Genomic DNA, 13,570 nt, shown 5'->3' with positions numbered 1-13,570 from the left:
CGTCGGCATTGACGTCGCGGCCATTCGGATTCCCGAGGCGCGAGGAGCGACGTGCGGTGGAATAACCTAGCGCCCGTTCGTCCCCTCGGTCAAACCAGCCTTAGGTCCCTCTCAGCCGGAGCATTCGAAGAAACCGCGGCGGGAGAGACCGCTTCAGGAGCTGCCACCTGGGCACTGGCACTGGCCGAGCGACTCCCTGTGGAGTTGCCCGTCACCATGTTCCCACTCACGGTGTTGCGGGTGATGAGTCGCACGCCCCGTTGCCATGTCACATACGCCCATCCCCATTGCAGCAGCACACTGGCCCGGTTGCGGAAGCCTACGAGGTACATGAGGTGCACAAAGAGCCAGAGGAACCACGTGAAGTAGCCACTCAGGTGCAGACGGCCAAACGCCGCCACGGCCTTGTGCCGGCCAATGGTGGCCAGATCGCCTTTGTGCCAGTACTGAAACGGTGTGCGAGGGCGCCCATTCATGCTGGCGACAATCATGCGTGCCGCATGTTGTCCCGTCTGGTTCGCCGTTGGTGCCACCGCCGGCGCCGGCTGTCCGTTCTCGCGCATGACGATGCTCAGGTCGCCCACGACGAACACGTTCGGATGCGCCGGTACCGAACAATCCGTCGCCACTTTGACACGTCCCGCTCGATCAGTGTCTGCATCGAGCATACGCCCTAGGGGCGATGCGACATTTCCGGCGGCCCAAAACACCGTGCGCGTGGGGATCCGTTCCTCGCCGATCGTGACGCTGTCGTTATCGATGTGCGTGACGGGCACGCCAAGCCGGACCTCCACGCCGAGTCCTTCGAGGTCCTGTTGGGCCGCACGGGAAAGCGCCTCGGGAAACGTGGAGAGGATGCGTGGCCCGGCTTCGATGAGCAGCACCCGCGTCTGGCGTGTATCGATGCGCCGAAATTCCTGGCGCAGCGCACGCTTGGTGATGTCCGGAATCGAACCGGCCAGCTCCACGCCCGTGGGGCCACCACCGACGATGGCGAAGGTGAGATTGGCATCGCGCACCGCAGGATCATCGGTGCGCTCCGCCCGCTCGAAGGCCAGCAACAGACGCTGGCGCATGTCGGTGGCGTCCTCGATGCTCTTGAGCCCCGGTGCAAACGCCGACCATTCATCGTGCCCGAAGTAGGCATGTCGGGCACCAGTGGCCACGATGAGAAAGTCGTAGGGGATCTCGGTGCCATCGTCGAGTCGCACGATTTGCCGGGTGGCATCGATGCCCACCACCTCTGCCAGTAGCACCGTGGCATTGGCCTGGTGACGCAGACGCCAGCGGATGGGCACCGAAATGTCGCTGGGCGCCAGTCCGGCCGTCGCCACCTGATACAGCAACGGCTGGAAGGTGTGGTGATTGGACCGGTCCAGCAGGGTCACCCGCACGGCGGCTTTCCGCAGTTCCCGGGCTGCCGCCAGCCCCGCGAAGCCGCCGCCAATGATCACGACATGTGGTTCGTGCTGCGACGCGCCATGCGCGCCGTTTCGTGAAACGCTCGGAGAGTTCGTCATTCCGTGGTCAACGTTTCGGGGATATCTCGCGGGGACGATGCGCCCCCTATCGAAGACCGGAGCGCCGAAGATTCGGCAGCGTCCGTGTCCCGCCTGTAATTTGATGTCATGTCCAGCCAATTCCGATCGACGTTGCTGCGCGTCCTGGTCATCCAGGTGGTCGCGCTGATCCTCCTGTGGCTGCTGCAATCCAGATACACCGTCTGACCCGAAACGCTCATGCATTGGATCAACTGGGTCATTGTCGTGGTGTATCTGGCCGTCGTCATTGTCGACGGCCTGCGGCGCACCCGCGGTACCAAAGACATCGAGGGGTACTTCCTCGCCAGCCGTTCGCTCCCATGGTGGGCGGTCGGCCTCAGCGTGATGGCCACGCAGATCTCGGCTGTCACCCTGATCGGCACGACCGGGCAGGGTGCCACCGACGGCATGCGGTTCGTGCAGTTCTACTTTGGACTGCCCATCGCGATGGTGCTGCTGGGTGTCACCATTGTGCCGTTCCTGCACAAGGCGAAGGTCTACACCGCCTATGAATTCCTCGAGCGGCGGTTCGATCCCAAGACCCGGTCGCTCACCAGCCTGCTGTTCCTGCTCTCGCGCGGCATGTCCTGTGGCACGATCATCGCCGCGCCGGCCGTGGTGTTGTCGGCCATTTTCGGCTGGGATCTGATCTGGTGTGTGCTGTTGATTGGCTTGCCCACCATCATCTACACGGTGCTGGGCGGTGTGGAAGCCATCGCGTGGGCAGACGTGAAGCAGATGGTGATCATCGTGGGGGCCCTGCTGGCCATTGTGGTGGTGTTGATCATCCGGCTGCCGGTGCCACTGGATGACGCGCTGCGCGTGGCCGGTTCCACGGGCCGACTGCGGGTGTTCGACTTCTCCTTCTCGTTGACCGAGACGTACACGTTCTGGTCTGGCATTCTCGGCGGCACGTTCTTGATGCTGTCCTACTTTGGCACTGATCAGAGCCAGGTGCAGCGATACCTCGCCGCGCGCTCGGTGGATGAAGCCCGCAGTTCGCTGCTCATGAGCGCGTACTGGAAGATCCCGCTGCAGGCGCTGATCCTGCTCATCGGCGTGCTGGTGTTCCTGTTCTACACCTTCTCGCCGGCGCCACTCCTGTACAATCCGCGCCACGACGCGCAACTGCGCGAGCGGCAGCCGGCCGAATATGCGATGCTCGAGTCCCGGTACACCGCCGCGCTGGCCGCTCGTGACCAGGCGGCACGCGAGGCCGCGGCCTCATCGGAACCGGCCGCGCTGACCAACTTCACGCAGCAGAACGCCTCGGTGGAATCGGTGCGCAAGGAAGCGCTCGCCGCTGCGGCCAAGGCCACCGGCGAAAGCTCCCGCGACGTGAACTACATCATCCCGCGCCTGGTGCTCGACCATCTGCCGATGGGGTTTGCGGGCATTTTCCTGGCGGCGGTGCTGGCAGCCGCGATGTCCTCGATCGCGGCCGAACTGAACTCGCTGTCGACGGCGTCGGTCGTGGACTTCTATCAACGCTGGTACCGGCCGAGCGCCGGCAGTACGGAGTTGCTCAACGCCGGCAAGCTGGCCACGGCCCTCTGGGGTGTATTCGCCTGCGTGGTGGCCCTCTACGCCGCCACTCTGGGCTCGCTGATCGAAGTGGTGAACCGATTCGGTTCGTTCTTCTACGGCTCGATTCTGGGCGTGTTCATGCTGGCCATGATGAAACGCGCCACCGCCTTCGGTGCATTCGCGGGCCTGCTCACGGGCATGGGCGCTGTGGCGGCCGTGTCATTCGGTGCACCGCAGATCAGCTTCCTGTGGCACAATGTGATCGGCGCGGTGGTGGTGGTCGTGGTGGGTACGGTGCTCAGCCTCGGCAATCGGCCGCAGCCATCAATGACGAACGCGTAGACCGCTATACATGGTCCGCTAATACGGTGTAGCATCGCACCCCGGTGTGATGACACCGTTGGCGGATGGATCTGTTTGTTCGCTTCGGCAAGACGGTGCGGCGACTGCGCACGAATGCGGGATTCTCGCAAGAGACTTTCGCAGACCTGGTGGGCATGCATCGCAATTACATCGGCACCGTCGAGCGAGGTGAGACCAATATCTCGATCGAGAACATTCATCGCATTGCGCGTGGCCTGCGCATCACCATCGCCGGGTTGTTTCAGGAGATGGAGGGTTCCGCAGAGGATACACCGCGCTCCGCCGATACGGCCGGCTCGACGCGAACGCCGGGCGACCAGCACGAGCGTGAACGAACAGACCTGCTGCGCCCCGCGCTGGATCGCGTAGCGGAGGCGCGGCAGGCGATCGAAGAAGCCGCGAAACACCTGCTGCAGCTTGAAGCCGGTCAGACCGGCGCCGGGGCGACGAAACGAACGCCCCGGCGTCGTAGTGGGATGTAGGCCACTCTCGTTCAGGGGGTCACGTTGACCCACGTATTCACGTTCTGGCTGCGTTGACCGGGTGCGGAAGACACAAGGGTGCAGTACAACGATCCTGGTGTTGCCGTTCTGCTGACCGAGATACGCAGCGTCAGTGAGTTGCCTGTCGTCCCCGGCGTCGGCAGCGACGCGGTCAGACCGCTTTGGCAGCTGGATACGGAGAACGTAACGTTCGCGCTGTTGCCAGGTGTGCGGTGTACGCGAACCGTATAGTCGATCGTTTCCCCACCAGCGGCGTTCGGGAGCGTGATGGTGCTGAGCGAATGCCTGGCTTGCGTAGCTGAAACAACACGCACGGGTACATGCAGCGTATCAGGCCCACCACCTGATCCCGTCGCCACCATCCGGAATCGATACTCTCCCTCTGGGATATCCGCATGAAGATTGGGCTGCACGCGGCCGGTATTGCCCGTTTGCGGTGACACGAAGGCGGTACTGACCAAATTACCAAATGTCGTGCTGGGACATCCACCAACAGTCGCCAGACAGGTAAGAGTAAAGTTGCCCACGGCGATTGCTGCCGAGTGCCCGCCGTATCGCGTCACATTGAGTGGAATCGACGCCGAATCTCCCTGCTCAATTGTCCGCAAGGTAACCGGGGTAGACAATGCGAATCCGCTCGCCGCCGCCGTCACCACCACAGTCAAGGTCGCTGTGCTGCTGAGCTCCCCAGCCGTGGCCCGCGCGATCAACTGATACGTTCCCGGAAGCAACACAGGACCGACATCGATAGTGGCAATGTACGTGTTGACCGTCGTCAGAGAGTCCAATGGCACGGGGAATAGCACATTCAATCCCTCGCGTAGACCCTCGATAACCAGTCGACCCCGATCCGGGAATGTACCTGTCCGTTGAATCAGCATCTGCGCGCGCGTCGCTTGCCCCTGCACCACGGAAACACTTGGAACGGCCCACGTAACGCTGAGCGACGGACCGGTGGTCACGGAGAGAAAGATGACCCCTGTGGCGGGCGAGACTCCGATACCCGTACCTCGCACAGTGAGAGTGTAGAGACCCGGGAGGGTCGACGCGGCCGCCGTCAAAGTGATCACCGACTCATTCGTTGTTGGCGCCGCAGGTGCAAAGGCCGCAGTGACGCCGAGAGGTGCGCCCTCGAGAGTCAGCGTCACGGCACCGGTATATCCACCCTGTCGCTCAATGCCTATGGTGCGTGTGCCACTTGTACCCGCAGGGAGATTCCACGTTCTACCGCCCGTTCCTATTACCGTGATCCCTGGCGCTTCCGTCACTGTCAGCGCGAGCGTCGTCGTCGAGGCCGCAACACCCGTTCCCGTGCCGCGCACGGTGAGTGTGTAGTTCCCCACCGCCGTGGTCGGCGCCACGTTCAGCGTGAGCACGGATTCATTGGCCGTGGGCGCGGCCGGCGCGAAAGTGCCAGTCACACCGGTGGGCGCACCTTCCAGGGCCAGCGTGACGGCACCGGCAAATGCTCCCCGACGCGCAATGCTGATGGTGCGGGTGCCGCTCTGCCCCGCCGCCACACTCAGCGCGCCACCGCTGTTGCTCAGTGTGATGCCCGGCGCTTCGGTCACAACCAGCGTCACCGTTGTGGTGACGGCGGTGATACCGGTTCCGGTACCACGCACGGTCAGCGTGTAGCTACCCACCGCGGTCGTCGCTGCCGCGTTCAGCGTGAGCACCGATTCATTCGTGGTCGGCGCGGCGGGTGCGAAGGTCCCCGTGACACCGGCCGGCGCGCCTTCGAGGGCCAGCGTGACGGCGCCCGCAAAACCACCACGCCGCGCGATACCGATCGTACGCGTTCCGCTCTGACCGGCCACGACACTCAAGGCCTCACCAGCGTTGCTCAGCACGATGCCGGGTGCTTCCGATACCGTGAGCGCCAACGCAGCCGTCTGCGCCGTGACCCCGGTGCCGGTCGCCCGCACGGTCAGGTTGGTGACCGCTGCCGATGTGCCGGCTGCAGCCGTCAGTGTCAGCGTGCTGGTCGTGACACCGGCCGCCAACGAGGTCGGTGCGAATGCCGCCGTCACCCCGTTGGGCAAACCCTCCACGGCCAGACTCACGGCCCCCGCAAAACCTCCACCCCGGGTCACGGTGTAGCTCACCGTGCCAGAGCCGCCCTGCACCACCGTCAGCGCGGTGGCTGCGCCCTGAAGACCAATCGTCGGATTGGGAATCACCAGCTCCACCACCGCGCTCTGTCCCGTGACGCCACTGCCCGTCGCGCGGACGGTAACGGAGAACGTACCAGGCGCCGCGGCGGCATCCACGGCCAGCGTCATCGTCGAGGCGGTCGTCGTACCCGTGAGCGAAGCAGGGGCAAAACTCGCGGTCACTCCAGCCGGTACGCCCTCGGCCGCCAGTTGCACGGGCGCGCTGAATCCGCCGCCGCGCGTGATGGTGAACGCATAGGTGGCACTGGACCCTCGCGCGGCCGTGGCCGTCGTCGCTCCCGTGTTCGCCAAAGCGAGCGTGGGGGTGGGTGCCGGGCTGGAGCTCTCGGAGCAGCCGGAAAGCAGAGCTCCAGCCATTAGTGCGAGCGACGCGGAGGCGCGAACAATTCGCTGACGCATGAGGGTGCGGGATTGAGGGTGGTGTCAAACACCGGCGCTGATGAACAGCGCCGAGAACGTACCCTCCATCCAATACACTGTAAAGTTGGACCATTTTTACAGTGTATTTCATGAATGTGCCTTTTTGAGGACGCTTTACATCTTGGGCATCACGACCGGCGCCTGCCCGTTGACGAGATTGGTCAGAATGCGCGCCGCGCCCGGCACCCCCATGGGCAATTGGCGAAACAGCGCCAGCGTCACGTAGACATAGCGTCCCTTGCCGACCGGAGCGACCAGCAGGGCGCCGGTGTTGGCCGGCTCACCGGGATCGTTCATCGACAGCAACGACGTATACCGTCGATCAATCGTGCTCGGCATGTACGTCGCGCGCTCCTGCACCCAACCATCCCAGTCACTGGCAGTGAGACGGTTTGGGGTGGTGAGCAGAGGATGCGTGGGCTGCAGCATGTTGACCGGTGCCTGCTCCATCGTCACCCGAGCCGCCGGACGCGTCCACTGCAGCGGATACGGCATGACGTTCGCAAAGCGGCTCATGTCCTGCGCCCCATACTGCACCACCAGCGTACCACCACGGTTGGCATACTCGAGCAATCGTGGATTCTGCTTCACCAGCTCTTCGCTCGCTTCGTATGCACGCGGGCCCACCACGATGCTGCTGAACCGTGACAGGTCGGTGCTGCCAAGCATCGAGGGCTCGAGTTTTTCCACGGTGATATCGAGCTGACGCAGCGCATCGATGCCAGCATCAGCCACACCGGCGATGTATCCCACGCGCGCCCGCGCGGGCAGCTTCACCGACACCGCTGAAAACGCCATGGCCGACGTGCCATACAATCGCATCGGCGTGATGTGATCGTAGCTGATGGGATACACCCCTCGCATGGCCGGCACATTTTCGTGGAATCCGGCCACCAACAGTTGATGCGCTCCCTCAGGCAACACACCGCGCAACCGGAACGACACCATGGTCCCGCCCTGCGCGGGCAACGTGCGTACACGTTGCACCGAGTCCGCCAGGAGGCCCTTGGGCACTTCGAGACGCACCCGCACCGACGTCTCGTGCGGATAGGAAGACTGCACCCGCACATTCACCAGGCGATCGACGGGCACTCCGGCGCGGATGTATTCGATCGCACTGGCCAGGTTGACTGTAATTCCGGGCACGGCCGCCACCGGGATCTGTTGGTCACCCTTGATGGGGTCGGCAAACCGATACACGATCGGCGTGGTCACCGACACCGACACTTCGGCGATGAGCAGCGCCACCTCGGCCATGGTCGATACGCGCGCTTCCTGCTGCACTTCATCACGGGCATCGATGGGCATGAGGAACCAGTCCTTGCCCGACCGCCCCTGCTGGCGCCACCACGGAGAGTTCGGACCGAATGCCACCGCGTATCGCTGCAGCACGCCTGTGCTGTCGGGAGCGACGTCGATCGACCCGCGTTCGTTGGCGCGCATCCCGAGCCCGCTGATGAATCCACCAGTCACCCGAACGGTCGCCCGCCCGCGATTGAACACGCTGATGGTCACCGGCAACGAGTCGTTGACATTCTCCTTCTCGGCTTCGCGCACGGGGAAGGTGCCCTGCGGAGCTGAGGCTTCCACGGCAATGCCTGCCGCCTCCACCAACGCGTCGCTGGTGCGGTCGATGGTCAGTGACAGTGCATCCCACAATGCGGGATCTGCCTGCTGCGCAGGACGCGCGCGCACCTGCGCCGGACGTCCAATTCCTTCGCCGATGAGCAACGCCGGACCACTGCCCAGAGTATTGCGTACGGCGCGGAGCTGCCGAAGCACCGCGGCCAGCGGCGTCACGAGTGCGGAAGGATTGTCGGCCCGATACACACCACGCACCATTGCCAGCGCGGCAAGAGCAGAGTCCAGCGTGGGTACGACGGCCGTGGGCAATTTGGCCCTGAGTGGCGTCCATGTGGTGTCGATCCCATCGAACACGGAACGCTCGCTGCGCGCATCATCCGGACCCACACGCGAAGCTTCGCGCGACAGATAGGCCCACATCACACCCTTCCGTTGCAGCACGCCAAAACCCTGCGACTTGTGCTGCGACCGACTCTCGGCAGCAATTTCGTAGTAGCTGCGCCCCAGCAACGCATCATACTCACCGGTGTTCACACGCAACGAGGCACTGTCGGGGGCCTGACGGGCACTGCGGTAGAACTTCTGTGGTGTCCACGGCAAGCCGTAGTCACGCACCGGAAAACGCACCGTATCACCAGCCAGATCGTATGCCTCACGCGCGAGCAACCCAGACACCTGATGATGTCCGTGTCCATCGCGGGGTGTGCCACTGAAAAACGCCACGATCACCTGCGGACGATACGCGCGCACCACACGCACGACGTCGCCGAGAATGGAATCCTTCGGCCAATGCAGGTAGGTCTCCTCGGCATTCTTGCTGAAGCCGAAGTCGTAGGCGCGCGTGAAAAACTGCCGACCACCGTCGATGCGGCGTGCGGCCAGCAGCTCCTGTGTGCGGATGGCACCCAGCGGTTCACCGAGTTCGTTGCCGATGAGATTCTGGCCACCATCGCCGCGGGTCAGCGACAGGTATGCGGTCTCCACGTGTCGGGCGCGGGCAAGCCAAGCGATGATCGGCGTGTCTTCGTCATCGGGATGTGCGGCGATGGTCAACACACGACCTGTGGTGCCGATGCCGGCCAGCGTGGATCCGAGTTTGGCGGCGCCACGATCGGGCCCCCCATTGCCATTCGACTGGGCACGAGCACTCATGATGGGGGCGCTTAACACGAACGCCGCGGCAATGGCCGCGGCGTTCGTGACACCCATCCTTCCCATGAGGCGCGCGCCGCTCTGCAAGAGCTGCCGCGTCATCATCATCTCACTTTGAGATTGTCATGGCAGGACGCTCTTCCGCGACCTCGCCGGTGTCCATCACCATCGCAATGATACGCGCCTGTTCCTGCTGGTGCGCATCGGCATACCCTTCCGCGGGGCTGGCACGCTCGGGACGTCCCACATAGCGCACACCCACCGCAGCACCCGCCGAAGCCCGAAGACGCGGCTGCACATACGTCCAGGCGCCCTGGTTCTTCGGCTCTTCCTGCGCCCACACCACCTGCTCGATAGCCGGATAGAGATCCATGATGCGCTGGATCTCCTCGTGCGGCCACGAGTACAGCTCCTCGACACGCACCAGCGCGACATTGGGATTGCGGTTGGCGGCCAGCGCCATGTCGTAGTACACCTTGCCGGTGCAGAACACGATCCGGCGCACGTCATCACGACGCTGCGACGCGATCGGATCGTCGATCACCGACTGGAAGCCACCGTGCACAAGATCGTCCAGGTGTGACGACGCCTGGGGCAGGCGCAGCATCGACTTGGGCTGCATGCAAATCAGCGGACGGCGATTCGGCCGCAGCGCCTGGCGGCGCAGCAGATGGAAGAACTGCGCCGGCGTGCTGCAATAGGCCACGGTCATGTTGCCTTCCGCGCAGAGCTGTAGGAACCGCTCGAGGCGAGCGCTCGAGTGCTCCGGGCCCTGTCCTTCATAGCCATGCGGCAACAGCATCACGAGGCCGCTGTCCTGCCCCCACTTCGCGCGGTCGGCCACGATGAACTGGTCGATGATCGGCTGCGCCACGTTCACGAAGTCGCCGAACTGCGCTTCCCACAGCGTGAGGGTATCGGACGCCACGGTGCTGAAACCGTATTCGAACGCCAGCACGGCGGTTTCCGACAACGCCGAGTTGTAGACCTCGAAGATGCCCTTGGAGCCCGGGATGTTGGCGAGCGGCGCGTACTTGCGACCCGAGTTGGCGTCGTTCAGCACCGAGTGACGATGCGAGAACGTGCCACGCTCGGCGTCCTGGCCAGTGATGCGCACCGACATGCCATCGAGCAACAACGTACCGAACGCCAGCGCTTCGGCATGACCCCACTCGATGCCGCCCTGCTCACCCATCGTCTCGCGACGACGCTCGAGCTGCTTGGCCAGACGCGGATTGGGCGTGAACTCCTGCGGCCACTGCAACAGGGACTCGTTGACGAACTGCAGGCGTTCCGCCGCCACGTTGGTCTGCACCACACGCGACGCCGGGGACGGTTCAGCAGGCCACGGCGCATGCTTCTCGCTGCTCAGCAAGGACTGCTTGAACGCGCTGTGGATGTCGGCGTACCGCTGCGACACGTCCTTCTCGACGGCCGCCGCTTCGTCAGCCGTGAGCACGCCTTCCTTCACCAGACGGGTGGCCCACACCTGCGGCACCGTCGGATGCTTGCGGATGGCCGTCGTACGCGTGGGCTGCGTGTACATCGGCTCGTCGCCCTCGTTGTGCCCATGACGGCGGTAGCCCACGAGGTCGATCAGCACGTCCTTCTTGAACATCGTGCGGTACGCGCACGCCAGACGCATCGCCGTGATGCAGGACTCGGCGTCGTCGGCGTTCACGTGGAAGATCGGGATCTCGAAGCCCTTCGCGAGATCCGACGAGTAATACGTGGAGCGCGCATCACCCGGGTCGGTCGTGAAACCAACCTGGTTGTTCACGATGATGTGAATGGTGCCGCCGGTGCGATACGCATTCAGATGCGAGATGTTCAGCGTTTCGGCGACGATGCCTTCACCCGGGAAGGCGGCATCACCGTGAATGGCCACCGGCACCACCGCATGCTCGTTGCGCTCGCCCGGCTTGCCGGCCACGCGCTGCCGCGCACGCACCACCCCTTCGATGACGGGGTTCACGACTTCGAGGTGCGACGGATTGGGCACGAGGCGCAACTTCACCTCGCGACCATCCACCGAACGCACACCGGTGAAGCCGGCGTGATACTTCACGTCACCCGTTGCCGTTTCGTCGGCATGATCGTGACGTCCTTCGAATTCGGCAAACAGGGTTTCGAACGGCTTGCCCATCACGTTGGTCAGCACGTTCAGGCGGCCGCGGTGGGCCATGCCGATCACGATCTCTTCGGCACCCGACTTGCCGAGGGCATTGATCATCTCGTCGAGCATGGGCACAAGCGTGTCGTTGCCTTCGACCGAGAAGCGCTTGTAGCCCTGATAGGCGCGACCCAGGAAGCGTTCGAGCCCATCGACCTCGTTGAGGCGACGCAGCACGGCTTTCTTTTCGTCGACGGTGAGCGGGCGTGTGAGTTCGCCGGCGCGGAACGCATGACGGAACCAGTTACGCTCCTCGTTCACCTCGAGGTGCCACACTTCGTAGCCGATGCGCGTGGTGTAGACCTCACGCTTGCGCGCGATGACATCCTTGGCCGTCGCATAACGATCATCGCCGATCGCCGCACCGGGGATCGTGGCGAGATCGTCTTCGGTCAGCCCATGGAAGCCCGGCGCCAGTTCGTCGGCACCGATCGGCGGCGCGCCAAGGGGATCGAGCGGCACATCGTAGTGCCCGTACATGCGAATGGCTTGCTGCAGCGACGCGGCGCCCGCGACTTTCTGCAGATAGGCCACATCGGTCGTCGCACCTGCGGCGGCCGGTGCACTCGCGGCCGACTGACCGAGCAGCGACTCGGCCATGCGGAAGTACTGACGCCAGGTTTCGTCGACACTCGCCGGGTCGCGACGATACCGCTCGAACTGCTCGGCAAAGATGCCGTCGTTGAAAACGCTCGTGATGGCTGACATAAAATGGGAATGTAAACGGCGTTTGGCGCCCTAGGCACTCAGGTATTCACACCGGGGCCTGTTCGCGCCGGACGGCACTCACGCCTGCACGGGCAGCACCAGTGTGAACACCGACCCTTCGCCGGGGCGCGACACCACTTCGATACGTCCACCGAGCAGCGTGGCCAGCCGACGGGCGATGTACAGACCGAGCCCGGTTCCCCCCCGTCGCCGGGTCGGGACGTCCTCTAGCTGGGAGAAGGGGCGAAAGAGACGTTGGAGATCGGCGGTCGCGATACCGATTCCCGTGTCTTTGACGGCGAACCGCAGGCTGACGCCGCCATCCGGCATGGGAGACCCACGCGAGACCCGCAGGGTGACGCTGCCGCTCTCGGTGAACTTGATGGCGTTCTGGCACAGATTCAGCAGAATCTGCCGCACTTTGGCTTCGTCGGTGTGCATACCCGGCAGGCCGCCTTCCGGATCGATCACGAAGTCGATGCCTTTTTCGCGGGCCAGCGGTTCGAGAAACGGGTGCAGGGAATCCAGCAGCTCGTCGAGACGCACAGCACTGGGGCGTGCGGTCAACCGATCGGCCTCCAGCGAGGCGTACGTGAGAATGTCCTCGATCAGGGAGCCGAGGTGGCGACCAACGGTGCGCAGCCTGGTGATGACATCCCGTTGTTCATGGGAAAGTGGCCCCAGGATTTCGTCCTCGAGCAGCTCGCCATAGCCTTCGAGCGCGGTCAGCGGTGTGCGCAGTTCATGAGACAGCGTAGCCAACAGGCTGGTCTTGGCGGCATCGGCCGACTGTGCGTCTTCGAGCAGCCGTGCCTTCCACAGTGCGAGCGCCGCGAGGTCGGCCATGACGGCCAGACGTTCCTCGTCCGTTTCGTCGAACGTCGGGTGCCCGGCATCGCGCGTAATCGCCAGAACGCCAAAGAGCTGATCGTTGGCGACGAGAGGCAGGAACAGGATCGGCCCGATGCCGAGTTGTGGGAGCAGCGCGGCGAACACCGGCGTGGCCTCATGCGGCGACGGCAACAGCACCGCCCGCTTCTCGGCCGCCGCGCGGTTGATGAAGGTACCGGCCAATGGGAAGGTCATGCCAAGGAGCGGCGTCGCGACACCGGAGCAGGCAACATATATACCATTATCACCACTTACTTGAGTCACCATAGCGCCACTTGCTCGCCCACGAAACATCGACAACCGACACAGCGTCTGCAGCACCTGCTGCGAGCTGGTCTCGGCGGCCAGCGCCCGAGCCACTTGGCGGATGCTACCGAGCTCTTCTGTTTTCCGATAATCGGAGTACAGCAGGTCGTCGGAGACGGCCGGATAGTTCGCGGGATCGTGGGGGGCGGACATGGGGAGAGTTTAGCTGTTGGGAGACGCTGAGGGAGTGAATGCCCTCCTCCTCTATGCTTGCGAATCTACTAT

Annotated in this window: 7 protein-coding genes; 2 read left to right on the top strand and 5 right to left on the bottom strand. The window is 63.9% G+C overall.

The genetic code is table 11. The annotated features are described in order from the left end of the window. Window positions 1-89 precede the first annotated feature (89 nt). Complete coding sequence (locus GAU_RS02020) at window positions 90-1,520, bottom strand: NAD(P)/FAD-dependent oxidoreductase (RefSeq protein ID WP_012681885.1); 1,431 nt, start codon at window positions 1,518-1,520, stop codon at window positions 90-92. A gap of 219 nt (window positions 1,521-1,739) precedes the next feature. Here GAU_RS02020 and GAU_RS02015 point away from each other — a divergent pair, with 219 nt between their 5' ends. Continuing rightward, the gene (locus GAU_RS02015; protein ID WP_012681884.1) at window positions 1,740-3,410 is read left to right on the top strand and encodes a sodium:solute symporter; all 1,671 of its coding nucleotides are present in this window, start codon (window positions 1,740-1,742) and stop codon (window positions 3,408-3,410) included. Between the two features lie 65 nt (window positions 3,411-3,475). Continuing rightward, complete coding sequence (locus GAU_RS21595) at window positions 3,476-3,913, top strand: helix-turn-helix domain-containing protein (RefSeq protein ID WP_012681883.1); 438 nt, start codon at window positions 3,476-3,478, stop codon at window positions 3,911-3,913. An 11-nt stretch (window positions 3,914-3,924) separates the two neighbouring features. Here GAU_RS21595 and GAU_RS02005 read toward each other — a convergent pair whose 3' ends face one another. From GAU_RS02005 to GAU_RS20215, 4 genes are all read right to left on the bottom strand, one after another. Next, window positions 3,925-6,468: a beta strand repeat-containing protein gene (locus GAU_RS02005; protein ID WP_041265168.1), complete on the bottom strand. Its 2,544-nt coding sequence runs from the start codon at window positions 6,466-6,468 to the stop codon at window positions 3,925-3,927. A 177-nt stretch (window positions 6,469-6,645) separates the two neighbouring features. Further along, window positions 6,646-9,375, bottom strand: a complete 2,730-nt coding sequence (locus tag GAU_RS02000) for a PIG-L family deacetylase (RefSeq protein WP_041265167.1) — start codon at window positions 9,373-9,375, stop codon at window positions 6,646-6,648. Between the two features lies 1 nt (window position 9,376). Further along, window positions 9,377-12,148 (bottom strand): 2-oxoglutarate dehydrogenase E1 component, encoded by a 2,772-nt coding sequence (locus GAU_RS01995; protein ID WP_012681880.1) that lies wholly within the window; start codon window positions 12,146-12,148, stop codon window positions 9,377-9,379. A gap of 78 nt (window positions 12,149-12,226) precedes the next feature. Then, a complete protein-coding gene (locus GAU_RS20215; protein ID WP_012681879.1) occupies window positions 12,227-13,498 on the bottom strand; it encodes a sensor histidine kinase in 1,272 nt (423 codons plus the stop codon). Window positions 13,499-13,570 lie beyond the last annotated feature (72 nt).

The sequence above is a fragment of the Gemmatimonas aurantiaca T-27 genome (genome assembly GCF_000010305.1).
Classification (GTDB): domain Bacteria; phylum Gemmatimonadota; class Gemmatimonadetes; order Gemmatimonadales; family Gemmatimonadaceae; genus Gemmatimonas; species Gemmatimonas aurantiaca.
Note: the sequence above shows the minus strand (reverse complement) of the source record. Positions and strands in the feature narration are given on the sequence as shown.